This window comes from Winogradskyella echinorum, assembly GCF_014297365.1.
GTDB classification, from domain to species: Bacteria; Bacteroidota; Bacteroidia; order Flavobacteriales; family Flavobacteriaceae; genus Winogradskyella; species Winogradskyella echinorum.
The window spans coordinates 1,498,987-1,514,663 of record NZ_JACOQD010000001.1 but is presented as its reverse complement, the minus strand read 5'-3'; the positions used below and the strand labels follow the sequence as shown (position 1 = coordinate 1,514,663).

At 31.8% G+C, this 15,677-nt stretch carries 17 protein-coding genes and 1 tRNA gene; 6 read left to right on the top strand and 12 right to left on the bottom strand.

From position 1 onward, the window contains the following. Positions 1-65 precede the first annotated feature (65 nt). Positions 66-674, top strand: coding sequence for a hypothetical protein (locus tag H8K90_RS06760; RefSeq protein ID WP_186845152.1), 609 nt, complete (start codon positions 66-68; stop codon positions 672-674). Here the strand turns inward: H8K90_RS06760 and H8K90_RS06755 are convergent. From H8K90_RS06755 to H8K90_RS06720, 8 genes are all read right to left on the bottom strand, one after another. Beyond that, positions 669-1,367, bottom strand: a complete 699-nt coding sequence (locus H8K90_RS06755) for a porin family protein (protein WP_186845151.1) — start codon at positions 1,365-1,367, stop codon at positions 669-671. The genes H8K90_RS06760 and H8K90_RS06755 overlap by 6 nt on opposite strands. 103 nt (positions 1,368-1,470) lie before the next feature. Continuing rightward, positions 1,471-1,935 carry an ExbD/TolR family protein gene (locus H8K90_RS06750; RefSeq protein ID WP_186845150.1) on the bottom strand — a complete coding sequence of 155 codons (465 nt, stop codon included), beginning with the start codon at positions 1,933-1,935 and terminating at the stop codon, positions 1,471-1,473. Positions 1,936-1,947: 12 nt separating this feature from the next. Next, positions 1,948-2,583 (bottom strand): ExbD/TolR family protein, encoded by a 636-nt coding sequence (locus H8K90_RS06745; RefSeq protein WP_186845149.1) that lies wholly within the window; start codon positions 2,581-2,583, stop codon positions 1,948-1,950. Positions 2,584-2,590: 7 nt separating this feature from the next. Beyond that, positions 2,591-3,028 carry a hypothetical protein gene (locus H8K90_RS06740; RefSeq protein ID WP_186845148.1) on the bottom strand — a complete coding sequence of 146 codons (438 nt, stop codon included), beginning with the start codon at positions 3,026-3,028 and terminating at the stop codon, positions 2,591-2,593. A 9-nt stretch (positions 3,029-3,037) separates the two neighbouring features. Further along, positions 3,038-3,802 (bottom strand): MotA/TolQ/ExbB proton channel family protein, encoded by a 765-nt coding sequence (locus tag H8K90_RS06735; protein WP_186845147.1) that lies wholly within the window; start codon positions 3,800-3,802, stop codon positions 3,038-3,040. Positions 3,803-3,877: 75 nt separating this feature from the next. Further along, positions 3,878-3,965 (bottom strand) — tRNA-Ser (locus H8K90_RS06730). Positions 3,966-4,040: 75 nt separating this feature from the next. Next, a complete protein-coding gene (locus tag H8K90_RS06725; RefSeq protein ID WP_186845146.1) occupies positions 4,041-5,066 on the bottom strand; it encodes an asparaginase in 1,026 nt (341 codons plus the stop codon). Positions 5,067-5,069: 3 nt separating this feature from the next. Continuing rightward, a complete protein-coding gene (locus H8K90_RS06720) occupies positions 5,070-5,837 on the bottom strand; it encodes a TatD family hydrolase (protein ID WP_186845145.1) in 768 nt (255 codons plus the stop codon). Between the two features lie 60 nt (positions 5,838-5,897). Between H8K90_RS06720 and H8K90_RS06715 the strand changes: the two genes are divergently transcribed. Both H8K90_RS06715 and H8K90_RS06710 read left to right on the top strand, forming a co-directional pair. Then, complete coding sequence (locus H8K90_RS06715) at positions 5,898-6,338, top strand: retropepsin-like aspartic protease (protein WP_186845144.1); 441 nt, start codon at positions 5,898-5,900, stop codon at positions 6,336-6,338. 59 nt (positions 6,339-6,397) lie between these two features. Beyond that, positions 6,398-7,027, top strand: coding sequence for a response regulator (locus H8K90_RS06710; protein WP_186845143.1), 630 nt, complete (start codon positions 6,398-6,400; stop codon positions 7,025-7,027). A 504-nt stretch (positions 7,028-7,531) separates the two neighbouring features. Here H8K90_RS06710 and odhB read toward each other — a convergent pair. After that, positions 7,532-8,746 (bottom strand): 2-oxoglutarate dehydrogenase complex dihydrolipoyllysine-residue succinyltransferase, encoded by a 1,215-nt coding sequence (gene odhB / locus H8K90_RS06705; protein ID WP_186845142.1) that lies wholly within the window; start codon positions 8,744-8,746, stop codon positions 7,532-7,534. 42 nt (positions 8,747-8,788) lie between these two features. Next, positions 8,789-11,545 carry a 2-oxoglutarate dehydrogenase E1 component gene (locus H8K90_RS06700; RefSeq protein WP_186845141.1) on the bottom strand — a complete coding sequence of 919 codons (2,757 nt, stop codon included), beginning with the start codon at positions 11,543-11,545 and terminating at the stop codon, positions 8,789-8,791. Between the two features lie 114 nt (positions 11,546-11,659). Between H8K90_RS06700 and H8K90_RS06695 the strand changes: the two genes are divergently transcribed. After that, complete coding sequence (locus tag H8K90_RS06695) at positions 11,660-12,205, top strand: alpha-ketoglutarate decarboxylase (RefSeq protein WP_186845140.1); 546 nt, start codon at positions 11,660-11,662, stop codon at positions 12,203-12,205. A 27-nt stretch (positions 12,206-12,232) separates the two neighbouring features. On the opposite strand, the gene H8K90_RS06690 is transcribed toward H8K90_RS06695, so the two are convergent. Further along, a complete protein-coding gene (locus H8K90_RS06690) occupies positions 12,233-12,583 on the bottom strand; it encodes a hypothetical protein (RefSeq protein ID WP_186845139.1) in 351 nt (116 codons plus the stop codon). After that, a complete protein-coding gene (locus H8K90_RS06685; protein ID WP_186845138.1) occupies positions 12,583-13,557 on the bottom strand; it encodes a polyprenyl synthetase family protein in 975 nt (324 codons plus the stop codon). Before H8K90_RS06685 ends, H8K90_RS06690 begins: the two co-directional genes overlap by 1 nt. Positions 13,558-13,711: 154 nt before the next feature. Between H8K90_RS06685 and H8K90_RS06680 the strand changes: the two genes are divergently transcribed. After that, positions 13,712-14,317 (top strand): TetR/AcrR family transcriptional regulator, encoded by a 606-nt coding sequence (locus tag H8K90_RS06680; RefSeq protein ID WP_186845137.1) that lies wholly within the window; start codon positions 13,712-13,714, stop codon positions 14,315-14,317. Positions 14,318-14,327: 10 nt separating this feature from the next. After that, positions 14,328-15,674, top strand: a complete 1,347-nt coding sequence (locus H8K90_RS06675; RefSeq protein ID WP_186845136.1) for a TolC family protein — start codon at positions 14,328-14,330, stop codon at positions 15,672-15,674. The last annotated feature ends 3 nt before the right edge of the window (positions 15,675-15,677 follow it).

Below are 15,677 nucleotides of genomic sequence, written 5' to 3'. Positions count from 1 at the left end.
TGTATAATTACTAATAAACTATACTATATGTATTTAAAGATAAAACTTTACATTTGTTATTACTAATGAAAGACTTTATTTTAAAAGGCATATCGTTTATTTTTCACCCGTTAATTATGCCACTTTTAGGCGTACTTTTCTATTTTTCTAAAACACCTCGTTTTATCCCAGAACCTATTAAAAATGCTAAAGTCTTTTCAATAATTATTCTCACTATAGTTCTCCCAATTTTATTATTCTTCTTACTTAAAACAATTAATAAGGTAGATTCTATTTATTTAAAAAGTACAAAAGAGCGCTTAATTCCACTATTTATAAACTGTGTAATTACGGTATTAATTCTAATACGTGTGTTAACTTCTAATGAAATCATAGAATTATATTTCTTCTTTTTAGGAATTCTTTGTTCTACTTTAACATGCTTTATATTGGCCATTTTTAAAATAAAAGCAAGTATTCATATGATTGCGGCTTCGGGCTTTTTTATGTTTGCCGTAGCACTAGGTATTCATTATCAGAAAAACATCAATGGTACAATCGCCTTAATGATGATTATACTTGGTGCAATAGCAACCTCTCGATTGCACTTAAAAGCACACACCAATCAAGAATTAATTTTAGGGCTTTTTACAGGTATTTTTCCGCAATTGATATTGCTCAACTATTGGCTATAAAACATAAAACATGAGTCCTATTTTTAAGGATTTCATGTCTATAGTATCATTGTTTAGTTTAGCACTATTATCAAAAATAGAATTTAATCCATAGTAAACATGAAAATTCCACGTACCATAGCCAGCACTGAGAGTTAAACCATATTGTAATTTATTAAAGGTATCAATATTAGATAGGTTTTCATTACTAGCTTCACTCTTAAATTTTGTGGAGTTGTATACTAAATAACCCAGTTTAAAACCTGTATATATTCTCCAAAAATTATATTCTGTCGCAGTAGAAGTTCTCCATCTAATTTCTAAAGGCACTTCCACCAAATAAGTAGTAAACTTGTTTTTGGAGACATTTAAGTCACTCTCATCTATAATACTGAATGAAATATCATTATTAACCTCTTCAATTAACATGCTTTTTTGATTATAAGAATTGGTTGAAATGCCTAAACCTAATCCTATAGCAAAATTTCGTTTTTCGTTTAAAGGCATATCTCTAATAAACCCGAAATGAAAACCAGATGAAAAACCACTTTGTGAGACATCTTTAGGTTTATTATTAAGCAAATTGTAGGTTACAGAAGCATAGAACTGATCCTCTCTGTAATTTTTATAAAGTTCGGCTTTATCGGTATCATTATTTTGAGAAAACCCAAAATGTCCTACACTAATTAAAAAAAGTAAAAACGTTAATTTCATATACTAAAACTACAAAATCTTTAATTGAACACTAAGTCTTTTCTACAAAAAAACGTCCTGATTAATCAGGACGTTTTTATATAAAATTAAGATCATTTTAATCTTATTGTTCAGTTTTTGTATTTGCAATATACATTACCTTTAAAGCATTAGCTTTACGTAGTTCTTGCTTAATATCTGATACTAAACCAGCATTGGTGTTTTTATCCACCTTAAGACCCACTACAACTTTACTTTGAAGTTCTTCATTTAAATCTGCAATTCCTTGTAATATAGAAGGCTTTACGTCATCTACTCCAATAAAAGCATCATTAAATTGAATGCGAGGTTCTTCACCAAATTGCTTAAACTGACTGCTAGGCTTACCTGCATAGATAAAAATAGTTCTGTCTTTTTTCAACTTTTCTACTTGATCTGCACTTGGTAATTGATTTTCAATCATTAAAGAACTGTCTCTCATTACAGTTGCTACCATGAAAAAGAAAAGCAACATAAATACAATATCTGGAAGTGATGCCGTTGAAATCGCTGGCAATTCACCTTTTCCTCCTTTTTTAAATTTAGACATAATTTGTTACTTTTAAGATTTATCTGGTTCTGCTTCAGACAATTTCATTGGGAATAATTTCTTAATGGTCTCAATACGCTCATTAAGTTTTTCATCCTTACTAAATTGATTCTTTTCCTTCTCTTCTAACATTGCAGTAAAAACTTTATCTGCATCTGGATAATACTTTTTATATAATCTCGTTGCCTCTCTTTCTCTTAAGAAATTATAAGCTGCAACAAGTTCATTTTGTACATCCATGTACTGTTCGTAAGAAGTTTCTCTATCGTGCTTCATGGAGATAATTGCTTTGTCTGGGTGATCAGAAGAAGTTTCTGAACGTTCACCTTTACAATAATCACAAGATTCTCCAGCTGCGTTTGTACCACCTCCATTATCTAAGAAGGCAATTGTAGCCTCTCTTAATTCTTCTAACGGCATTTCCTCTTCTTCAACAAGAAGTTGGTTATTACGGTTAATTAAAACAGTAAATAAATTTTTCTGTTTTATAATAGGAGGTTCTACTTCTGTGTCGTCAATAGGTGGCAAACTTCTTAATAAACCTTTGTCTTTTTCAATAGTTGTTGTTACTAAGAAAAAGATAAGTAATAAGAAGGCAATGTCAGCCATTGATCCTGCATTTACTTCGGGTGCCGATCTCTTTGCCATACTATATTTATTTACTAATTACTTTTTTAACTCCTGAGAAAATCATAGTTACTGCAGCAACTGCTAACAATATATAGAATGCTACTAAACCAGCTCCAACCATATGAGATTGCCCTTCTGTTGCAACTCCATCTTGTAAATCATAGGTCATTGCGTCTCCTCCAGATACAACATAGGCAATTATTAATACTGCTGCAAATGCACCAACACCTATTAATGTATTCTTTAAGCCACTAGTATTTGTAAACAAGTTTTTCAAAACAAAAACTAATACAAACAATATAGTTAAACCTAATATTATATAACCTATCCAAGCCATTGGCTCAAAGAGACCATCTTCTCCACCTGTCTTAAGGGCTTCATCACCAGCAGCAATAATTCTAATCAGAGATACTATTCCGACTAAACTTAAAACAGCGGCTACTATTTTTAATATTTTGTGCATAATTAATTTTTATTTTTTGTGTCTTACTAATAAATCCATCAATGTAATTGATGCATCCTCCATATCATTTACTATACTATCAATCTTAGCGATGATATAATTATAGAAAATCTGAAGTATAATTGCTACAATAAGACCAAATACAGTTGTTAAAAGTGCTACTTTAATACCACCAGCAACTAAAGATGGCTGCATATCACCAGCTGCTTCAATTTTATCAAAGGCTTGAATCATACCAATTACTGTACCCATGAAACCAAGCATTGGTGCTAAAGCGATAAATAATGAAATCCAAGATACATTCTTTTCTAATTGTCCCATTTGTACACCACCATATGCTACAACAGCTTTTTCAGCAGCATCGATATCCTCGTCTGCTCTGTCTAAACCTTGATAGAAAATAGATGCAACAGGTCCTTTTGTATTTCTACAAACTTCCTTAGCAGCTTCGATACCACCTGAGTTTAAAGCATCTTCTACATTTTGGGTTAATTTTTTTGTGTTTGTTGTTGAAAGGTTTAAAAAGATAATTCTCTCTATAGCTATTGCTAATCCAAGAATTAAACATAGTAGTACAATACCCATAAAGCCTGGACCACCTTCAATAAAACGCTTTTTTAATTCTTGATGAAACGTCAAGTCTTCAGAAGTCTCTTCTGCCTGAGTTACACTTGTTACAGTTGCTGATGTTGTGGCTAATGTTGTTGCATTTGCATTAACAGTTCCGATTGCCATTAAACATGTAATAGCGAGGATAGAAAATAATCTTTTCATTGTTCTGATTCTTAATTTTATTAGTTAAAGTGTTAAAGATAAAAAAAATAATGTAATTATGTAGTTAAATTTCAGCAGAGAGGAAGGGATTCGAACCCTCGATACCCTTTTGGAGTATACACACTTTCCAGGCGTGCGCCTTCGACCACTCGGCCACCTCTCTGTAAATTGTATTAATAATTACATAGGTGCCAAATAACAAAAAAAACTTTAAACGCTAAAATTTATAATGTTATTTTTAAGACATTTCGCCTCTTAAAGATGTTTCAAAAATAGATTTAAAATCTTTTAGTTGAATTTTTTCACCCAAAAGATACATTAATTTTGTAATCGCTGCTTCTGTAGTGATGTCATTTCCAGAGATTACCCCTATCTTTTTTAGTTGTGAACTGGTTTCATATTGTCCCATAGATACACTTCCTCCTGCACACTGTGTAACATTAATAATATGTAGCCCACTTGCAATAGCATCTTTTAATAAGTTAATAAACCAAGTTTCGGTTGTAGCATTGCCAGAACCATAGGTTTCAATAACTAAACCTTTTATTAATTTACTTTTAAGAACAGCCTCTAAAATTGGCCTAGAAATACCAGGAAACAATTTTAATAAACCAACATTGGTGTCCATTGCAGTGCGTACTACTAATTTTTCGTTTTGTTTTGTGCGCCATAAATAGTCTTTATTTATTTTTAAATGTACACCAGATTCTGCTAAATGGGGATAGTTTAAAGACTCAAAAGCTTCAAAATGTTCTGCATTTATTTTTGTAGTGCGATTACCACGGTATAATTTGTATTCAAAATATAAGCCTACTTCTCTTACTACAGGTAAACCATTTTGGTGCAAGGAAGCCATTTGTATAGATGTTATTAAATTCTCCTTGGCGTCTGTTCGTAAATCCCCAATTGGTAATTGAGAACCTGTAAATATTACTGGCTTAGATAAGTTTTCTAACATAAAACTTAAAGCGGAAGCTGAATAACTCATAGTATCACTTCCATGTAACACAACAAAACCATCAAATTTATTATAATTATCTCCTATAATATTAGCAATGTCTGCCCAATATTTAGGATTCATATTTGAAGAATCAATTGGATCTCTAAAAGAAACAGTTTCAATACTACAATCTAGTAAACGCAATTCTGGAATACGAGTTAATAGACTATCAAAATCAAAAGCTCGCAATGCACCTGTGTCAGCATCTTTTACCATACCTATGGTTCCGCCAGTATAAATTAATAAGATATTTGGTTTTTTCATGGTTTATATGCCGAAGACATCTTTAGAGTTTTGCGTAGTAATATGAGCTATCTCTTCTTTACTAATACCGTAAAGTTCGGATAATTTTTCTAACACCTTATTTATATAGGAGCTTTCGTTTCGTTTACCGCGATATGGTTTTGGCGCTAAATATGGAGAATCTGTTTCTAAAACGATATGCTTTAAGTCTATTTGATTAATAAACTGATCTATTTTACCATTCTTAAAAGTAACTACTCCACCAATACCTAATTTCATATTGTAAGCTATAGCTTGATTGGCTTGTTCTATATTGCCAGTGAAACAATGAAATATTCCGTATAAATCTTCTGATGTTTCTTGCTTTAAAACTTCAAATATTTCATTAAATGCTTCTCTGCAATGAATTACAATTGGAAGTTTATATTTCTTGGCCAAATTTATTTGATGTCTAAAAGCTTCTATTTGTATACCCAATGTAGTTTTATCCCAATATAGGTCAATCCCAATTTCTCCAATTGCATAAAACTTTCTACTTGAAAGCATCTCTTCAACATGGTCTAACTCTTCCTTGTAATTATCTTTTACATGTGTTGGGTGCAGCCCCATCATAAGAAATACATGATCTGGAAAATCTTTTTCGAGCTGAAGCATAGCATCTGTATACGTAGAATCTATTGCAGGAATAAAAAACCGCTTTACATTAGCATCAATAGCACGCTTAATCATGTCTTGTCTATCCTGATCAAAAGCTTCGCTATATAAATGGGTATGTGTATCTGTAATAATCATGATGCAAAAGTAATTGATTAGAGCATTATACCAATTCTTATATTTGTACAAATTAAAAAAATGGAAACATTAAAAGACTTCCTTATTAATAAAGGTTATTCTAAAATTAAATTAAAGCTTACAAAAACAAATCACTTTGAAATTAAAGCTTCAATCAATGGAGTAAAGGGCTATTTTATCTTAGATACTGGAGCTTCTAGTAGTTGTGTTGGTTTTGAAGCTATTGAACGTTTTAATTTAAAAGTAAAAGATTCAGAAATAAAAGCAGTTGGTGCTGGTGCTTCAGACATGATGACTAAGATATCTAACTCTAATGCCTTAAAAATTGGCAAATGGAAAAAGAAACGAGTGGCCTTAATTTTATTCAACCTTACCCATGTTAATAATGGACTCTTAAATCATGATGCCCAACCCGTAGATGGTATAATTGGAGCCGATATCTTAAAAAAAGGAAAGGCTGTAATTGATTATGAAAAAAAATACCTTTACTTAAAATTATAAGATTTTATTCTACCTAAAAGATTCTTCTTATCTTTACTAATAGTTGAATTAATAGCAAAATGAACCCTAACATTATAATTGCAGACGACCATCCTCTGGTTCTTAAAGGTCTGCATGATTTTCTTATTGAAAAAGATTACAATGTTTTAGCCAGTGCCAAAAACGGAAAAGAAGCTTTAGCACTCATAAATGCACATACACCAGATATTGCCATTTTAGATATTAAAATGCCATTTCTAACAGGTTTGCAAATTGCTGAAAAATGTAAAGTTGAGAATTCACCAACCAAAATTATTCTTATAACTTTTGAAAAAGACGAAAAGACTTATAACGATGCAAAAGCATTAGGTATATATGGCTATGTATTAAAAGAGTTTGCGCTTGAAGAAATTGAAAATTGTATTGCGGCAGTTATTAAAGGTAAGACTTACTTTAGTCCTGAATTATTAAGTTTTCTAGAGCAACAAAAAATCCCTGAAAATTTTGAAAAATTAACCAATCATGAAAAAAAGATTGTATCATTAATTTCTGCCAACAAAACAGGAGTTGAAATTGCAGAGCTTCTTTCTATATCTACACGAACAGTAGAAAAACACAAAAGCAATATTATTAAAAAGCTAAACTTAGAAAGTAAACAAAATAGTCTTCTTATATGGGCTAAAGAAAACGCTGAATTTTTAAATTCTTAAAAAAAATCAAAAAATACGTAAAGTTACGTATAGTATTGTATTAATATATTTATGACCTTTACACTGTTATTAATTAAGGGTTAATAACAAGCTATTAATAGTTCTATAGGGATTACTAAAGCCTTGGATGCAAATTCAAGGCTTTTTCATTGAAAAAAAATCAAAAAATACGTAAAGTTACGTATAGTATGGCACCATATTTATTCGGAAATTTACATCAGCTATTAATCAAAGCCTCAAATTAAGTTCTTATAAGCTCTAGATTAACTTATGATTTAGAGCTTTTAAAAAAAAATACAATTATGGAAACAATGAAAGACAATACTGCAAAAAAAGATAAAGTATTTATCATCCTTTTAATTATAAGTTCTATAATTATAATCTCAGCCAATATCGCTGTTAATTTCTTTAGTTAATTTTAGTTAGTTACTCTTTGTTAGTTAGGGGTAAAAAAAAAGCGCAATTTTAAAAAATTGCGCTTTTTTACTTTATATAAATAGAACTTTATAATTCTAAAGCTTTGTTTATGTTATTATCCATTAATAATTCTACAGGACTTTCTAAAGCTTCCTTAACAGCTACTAGGAACCCAACCGATTCTTTACCATCAATAATTCTATGGTCATAGGATAATGCTACATACATCATAGGATGAATTTCTACTTTACCATCAACTGCTATTGGACGCTGAATAATATTGTGCATTCCTAATATACCACTTTGCGGTGGGTTGATAATTGGTGTAGATAACATACTACCAAAAACTCCACCATTAGTAATGGTAAATGTTCCACCCGTCATTTCATCTACAGTAATTTCTCCTTCTCTAGCTCTAATCGCTAAACGCTTTACTTCAGATTCTATACCTCTAAATGATAAGTTTTCTGCATTTCTTATTACTGGCACCATTAATCCTTTAGGACCAGAAACTGCGATACTAATATCAACAAAATCATAAGACAACATTTCTTTACCATCTATCATAGAATTAACAGCTGGATACATCTTTAATGCTCTAACCACAGCTAAAGAAAAGAAACTCATAAACCCAAGACTTACACCATGCTTAGCTTTGAAATCTTCTTTATATTGTTTACGCAATTCAAAAATCGGAGTCATATTAACCTCATTAAATGTGGTTAACATTGCCGTTGTATTCTTTGCTTCTACTAATCGTTCTGCAACTTTACGACGCAACATAGACATTTTACTGCGCGATGTTCCTCTACTTCCTCCTGTTGGAGTACCCATAGATGGCACAGCATTTACCGCATCATCTTTTGTTATTCTACCATCTTTGCCAGTGCCTTTTACAGTAGAAGTATCTATTCCTTTTTCAGCTAAAACCTTCTTAGCTGCAGGACTAGCACTACCTGTTGCATATGTTTTAGATTCTGTTGCAACTGGTTTTGGCTCTTCATTTTTAGGAGCTTCCTCTTTCTTTTCTTCTTTAGATGGGGCATCACCACCTTCTGGCTTAGCTGCACTCGTATCAATTAAACATACGATAGCACCAACGGCCACAGCATCACCTTCTTCTGCTTTTAGTGTAATTGTTCCACTAGCTTCAGCTGGCAACTCTAATGTTGCTTTATCACTATCTACTTCTGCAATGGCTTGATCTTTTTCTACATAATCTCCATCTTCCACTAACCATTCTGCAATTTCTACTTCAGTAATTGATTCGCCTGGTGAAGGCACTTTCATTTCTAAAATCATGGGCTTTATTATTTAAGCTCTAATTTGAGTTGTTTTAATTTTTTATCTCTGGTTGTTTTTGGTTTTATCAAAAACATAATCTATAACTTGTTGATGTCTTATTTTAGATCGCACGGAACTACCTGCTGCAGGTGCACCATATGGTCTTCTACTTGCTGATCTAAATTGTTTAGCCTCATCAAAATGCATTAATATATGGCTGTAAGCACCCATATTTCTTGGTTCTTCTTGAGCCCAAACTATATCATCTGCATTTTTATATTTTTTAATTACCGCTCTCATTTCTTGGGCTGGTAGCGGAAATAACTGCTCTACTCTAACTAACGCCACGTCAGTTCTAGCTAGTTTTTCTTGTTCCTCTAATAAATCATAATAGAATTTACCTGTTACAAAAACTAAAGTATTTACTTTATCTGCTTTTGCAGTTGTGTCATCTATTAACATTTGGAAACTTCCATTTGCAAATTCATCTACAGTAGACACAACTTTTGGGTGACGCAATAAGCTCTTTGGTGTAAACACAATTAATGGCTTTCTAAAATTAGCCTTCATTTGTTTACGCAATAAGTGGAACATATTAGCAGGTGTTGTACAGTCTGCCACAAACATATTGTCCTTTGCACAAACTTGTAAATAGCGCTCCATACGACCCGAAGAATGCTCTGCTCCTTGACCTTCGTATCCATGAGGCAATAACATCACTAAACCATTTTGCGTTTTCCATTTATCCTCACCAGAAGATATATATTGGTCAATCATAATCTGAGCTCCATTACTGAAATCCCCAAATTGCGCTTCCCAAATTGTTAATGTATTTGGACTTGCCATGGCGTAACCATAATCAAAACCAACAACACCATACTCTGATAATAATGAATTGTATATATTAAATTGCCCCTGATCTTTAGATACATTTTTTAGCAATATAATTTCTTCTTCACTATCTTCAACTTTTACTACAGCGTGTCTATGAGAAAAAGTACCACGTTCTACATCTTGTCCAGAAATTCTAACATTAAAACCTTCGGCTAAAAGGGATCCATAAGCTAAATGTTCTGCCATAGCCCAATCTAATCGATCTTCGTCGAACATAGTTTGACGTGACTCAATTAAACGCTGAATTTTTCTAATAAACTTCTTGTCTGATGGTAAGTTAGAAATGACTTTAGTAATATCTTTTAACACCTTTTTAGAGACCTTTGTATCTATAGGTGTCATCATTTCCTTTTCATCTACACGCTCAAAGTCTTTCCATTGCTCGTGCATAAAAGGTGAAATCACTGTTTTCTCAATTTTACGAGAATCTTCAAGCTTTTCCTCTAACTTATCTTTATACTCTTTTTCTATTTTTGCAACAAAATCATTATCGATAACATTTTCCGCCAATAATCTTTCTGCATAAATATCTCTTGGGTTTTTGTGTTTAGAAATTGCCTTATAAAGTAATGGTTGTGTAAATTTAGGTTCGTCACCTTCGTTATGACCATATTTTCTGTAGCCTAATAAATCAATAAATACATCGCGCTTAAATTTCATTCTAAAATGCAATGCAAACAGTGTAGCATGCACAACAGCTTCGGCATCATCTGCATTAACGTGCATAACTGGTGATAAGGTTACTTTACCTACATCTGTACAATAGGTACTAGATCTACCATCTAAATAATTTGTAGTAAAACCTATTTGATTGTTTACAACAATATGCACCGTACCATTGGTTTTGTAACCATCTAATTGTGCCATTTGAACCAACTCATAAATCAATCCTTGTCCAGCGATTGCAGCATCTCCATGCACAACTATCGGCAGTACTTGTGATGCATCTTCTATTTCGTTTTTGTCTTGCTTCGCTCTAGCAATACCTTCTACAACTGCTCCAACAGTTTCTAAGTGCGAAGGGTTTGGAGCAATACTTAAGTTTATATTTTTACCTGTATCAGTTTGGCGATCACTCGTCCAACCTAAATGGTATTTTACATCACCATCAAACACCTTTTCTTCGTAATCTTTACCATCAAATTCACTAAAGATGTCTTTTGCTGATTTTCCAAAAATATTTGTCAACGTACTTAAACGGCCACGATGCGCCATACCCATAACAAACTCTTTTACTCCATAACCAGCTGCTGTTTCTATCATAGCATCTAAAGCAGGAATAAGAGATTCGTTTCCTTCCAATGAAAAACGCTTTTGACCTACATATTTAGTATGCAAAAAGTTTTCAAACGAAACGGCTTCATTCAACTTTCTTAAAATATTCTTCTTTTGGTCAGCTGAAAATTTTGGATGATTATCATTGACATTTAGCTTATCTTGAATCCACTGAATTTCTTCAGGCTTTCTTATGTACATATATTCAACACCAATAGAATCGCAATAAATACTTTCTAGGTGGTCTATAATACTTTGAAGCGTTGCTGTACCTAATCCTAATATCTCACCTGCAGAAAATGTAGAACTTAAATCACTTTTAGATAAACCAAAGTTTTCAATTTCTAGTGTTGGAGCATATTTTCGTCTAGCTCTTACAGGATTGGTTTTTGTAAACAAATGACCTCTACTTCTGTAACCGTCTATTAGTTTTAAAACCTGAAATTCTTTTTGGAGTTGTTCTGGTATTTGAGTAGAAACACCTTCAACAATTTCTCCCTCCATTCCATAACTTTCTGAACCAAAATCGTAACCTTGAAAGAAGGCACGCCAACTTGGTTCTACAGAATCAGGATTTTTTAGATATTGTTCGTATAAATCAGCAAAATATGCTGTGTGCGCTGCGTTTAGAAAGGAATATTTATCCATTATTTTTTACGAGACATTGTCGTTTCAACAAAATTTCTCCAAAAATACAACTTTTGCTAAATATAGCTGCGGTTTTATTATATTTATAACAATTAGAAAATAACTATTTTAAATATGGCAAATTATACCTCATTAAGCATAAAAAAAACAACAATATTTAGCATTTTAATCAGTTTTTTTATCACATTTTCATATTCTCAAGATAATCCTGATAATCAACAAAGCTTTTGGAAAAATGTACAATTTGGAGGAGGTATTGGTCTAAACTTTGGTGATGGCTTTTTTAGTGGTGCACTATCGCCAAATGCAGTTTATAGGTTTAACCCATATGTTGCTACTGGTATTGGACTCAACTTTTCTTATAGTTCGCAAAAAGATGTTTTTAAATCTACTGTTATTGGTGGAAGTGTCCTTGGATTATTTAATCCATATAGAGAATTACAAATATCTACTGAATTTGAACAATTACATGTTAGCAGAAATTTTGATGAAGAATTTATAGCAAATGCTGATGATGAGTATTGGTATCCTGCATTGTTTTTAGGACTTGGTTACACTAACGGAAACGTAACTTTTGGCATTAGATATGATGTATTATATGATAAAGACAAAAGTATTTATAACGAAGCTTGGATGCCGTTTGTACGATTTTGGTTTTAATTTAATTAGGTTCAGTAAGGTATTATATTATTGATTTTTACTTCTATACCAAACCTTTTGCCATTCGCGTTGCAAAATTAAAAACGCAACGTCCTCAGAAATTTTGATTGTATCTGCACCTTCGAGTGACCTAATTTTAAGTTCTGAAACATCAACCTGATAAAGTAAATTAAGATAATCTGAAAATTTGCTTTGTATAAGATGAATCACTGTGTCTTGTAATACTAACTTTAAACTTGTAGGCAAAGTTTCTTCATTAAACTCAAGGTCTATATTAGCAAGAAGCAAATCTTTATTAAGTTGAAGAATGAGCTTTTTATATAGATTTAGCGTATTAGCTTCTATAATTAAATCTTCAAAATTTGAAGGTAAACTCATTATACATTTCTGTTCATTAATTGCTCGCCAAACAATTTTAATAATCGTTTTTTATCTTCAGATATATTTAAATGTTCTAAAACCGTAAATGCTTTATTGGTATAATCTTTAACTGCTTTTTGAGTTTCGTTTGCAGCACCTGTTTTTTCAAAAAATAATTTTACGGCTTTTACTTTATCATCATTAGAAATCTCGCTTTTATCCATCAATGACAACAATTCCTTTTGATCTAAATCAGTACCCAATTCTAGAGTTTTGAGATACAAATAGGTCTTTTTGTTTTCCAAAATATCTCCACCCACCTGTTTTCCAAAGGTTTCAGGATTACCGAATGCATCTAAATAGTCATCCTGAAGTTGAAAGGCAATACCTAAATAACGTCCAAAATCATATATTATATTTTGATCATTCTCTGAGGCGTCTGCAACAATAGCTCCCATTTTCATAGCAGCTCCGACCAAAACAGCTGTTTTATATTCTATCATTTTAAGATATTCTGGTATGGTAACATCGTTTCTAGTTTCAAAATCAATATCGTATTGCTGACCTTCACAAACTTCTAAAGCCGTTTTGCTAAACAGCTTTGCTAAAGATTGAAATGTATTTGGTTCATAATTTTCAAAGAGCTGATAGGCTAAAATTAGCATGGCATCACCAGAAAGAATACCTGTATTCACATCCCATTTTTCATGCACGGTTGCTTTTCCTCTTCGCAAAGGAGCATCGTCCATTATATCATCATGTACCAAAGAAAAGTTATGAAACACCTCGATAGATAAAGCGGCATCCATAGCTTTTTGTGCTGTTTGCCCAAAAACTTCAGAAGTCATTAAAGTTAAAACTGGTCTTAACCGTTTTCCTCCTAGGTTAAGAATATAATTAATTGGTGCGTAAAGATTATTTGGCTCTTTATGCACTGTAAAATCTTCTAAATAGGTAATAAAAGATTTCTGATAGGCTTCAATCTGTTGCATAACAACAAAAATAATGCTTTATAGATATTTTATGCTAATGTTAATCGTGTTAAATAATTATTAAAACCAAGGAAACTATTTTGGTTTTTAAAGTTTCCTGTTGTAAGTTTGCGCTCTAAATTAGTAGTAAGTTCGTTTTTACGGAATATTTTATATGAGAGAGAAAATAATAAATAAATCTAGTGAGCTTTTTTTAAACTTTGGTTTTAAAAGTGTTACCATGGATGATATAGCCAGTGAAATGGGTATTTCTAAAAAAACTATTTATGTTCATTTTCCAAATAAAACAAAATTAGTTGAAGCAACAACATTACAGATATTCGAAACTGTCTCTTGTGGCATAGATAGCATTTGCGCTTTACAAAAAAATCCTATTGAAGAAATTTTTGATATAAAGCAATTTGTTATGGAGCACCTTAAAAACGAAAAGTCTTCACCTCAATATCAATTACAAAAATATTATCCTAAAATTTTTGCAACCTTAAAATCAAAGCAATTTGAAATAATGCAAGGATGTGTTGCTGATAATTTAAATAGAGGGTTAGAACTAGGTCTGTATAGAAAAACTATTAATGTAGATTTTATAACTAGGATTTATTTTAATGGTATGATAACACTAAAAGATCAAGAATTATTTCCTCTTAAAAAATTCTCTATGAATACTTTAATGGAATATTATTTAGAATATCATTTAAGAGGTATTTGCACACCTAAAGGCCTCGAAACATTAACCAAATTACTAAAAATCAATCTAAACTAACATAAACCTTATGAGAAAAATACTCATACTTATATCAAGTTTAATCATTACTTCAATTGGTTTATCGCAAGAAAAACCATCAAGTTTATCACTGCAAGAAGCAATTGATTACGCTTTACAGAACAATAGAACTGCTATTAATGCAGCTCGCGATATTGATGCTGCAAAACAGCAAAAATGGGAAACAACAGCGACTGGGTTACCACAATTGAGTGCTAAAGTAGATTATCAGAACTTTTTAAAACAGCAAGTACAAGTTATACCAGCAGAGTTTTTTGGTGGACAACAAGGTGAATTTGCCGAAGTTACATTTGGAACCAAGCAAAATATGACTGCTTTTACTACACTTAACCAAAAAATATTTGATGGCTCATACATTGTAGGTCTTCAATCTGCTAAAGTATTTTTAGAAATATCTAAAAATGCTAAAGTAAAAACCGACCTTGAAGTTAGAAAAGCAGTTATAGAAGCCTATGGAAATGTTTTACTTGCCGAAGAGAGCATCAAGATTTTTGAACGTAACATTGAGGTGCTAGAAAAAAACCTTTTCGAAACACAGAAGATATATGAAAACGGACTTGGAGAAGAAGAAAGTGTTGAACAATTACAAATTACATTATCTGGTGTAAAAAGTAATTTAAACAATGTAGAGAGATTAAAAACCCTTGCCTATCAAATGCTTAATATAACATTAGGCTTAGATGTATATAACAATCTCGTCTTAACGGATAGTTTAGAAAGTTTAACAGACCAAAACATTTCATTGAGTATTCTAGAAGTAGAGGCAAACCCAGAAAGTACCATTGACTATCTCATTGCCGAAAATGATACAGAATCAAAATCTTTACTTTTAAAACTTGAAAAAAGTAAAGCATTACCGACTCTTAATGCTTTTATTAATGGTGGATATTCTGCATTTAGTGACAAGTTTACGTTTACTAATAGTGATCAAGATTGGTTTGGTTCATCATTAGTTGGTGTAAGTCTAGATATTCCCATTTTTAGTTCTGGCATGCGAAGCGCAGCAACGCAACGTGCACAAATTAATTACGAAAAAGCAAAAGCAGAACTAACAGAAACTGAACAACGTATAAAACTTCAAATTGAATCAGCTAAAAGCGATTATCGATTTGCAATAGAAGATTATCAAAACAAAAAGGAAAATTTAGCCTTAGCTGAGCGTATTGAAGTAAAAAACCAAACCAAATTTTTTGAAGGTATTGGCTCTAGTTTCGAACTAAGACAAGCACAAACACAATTATATACAGCTCAACAAGAATTATTGCAATCTATGTTAGATGTCATAAATAACAAAGCCGCTTTAGAAACTGTATTAAATAACACAACCTTAAACTAATCG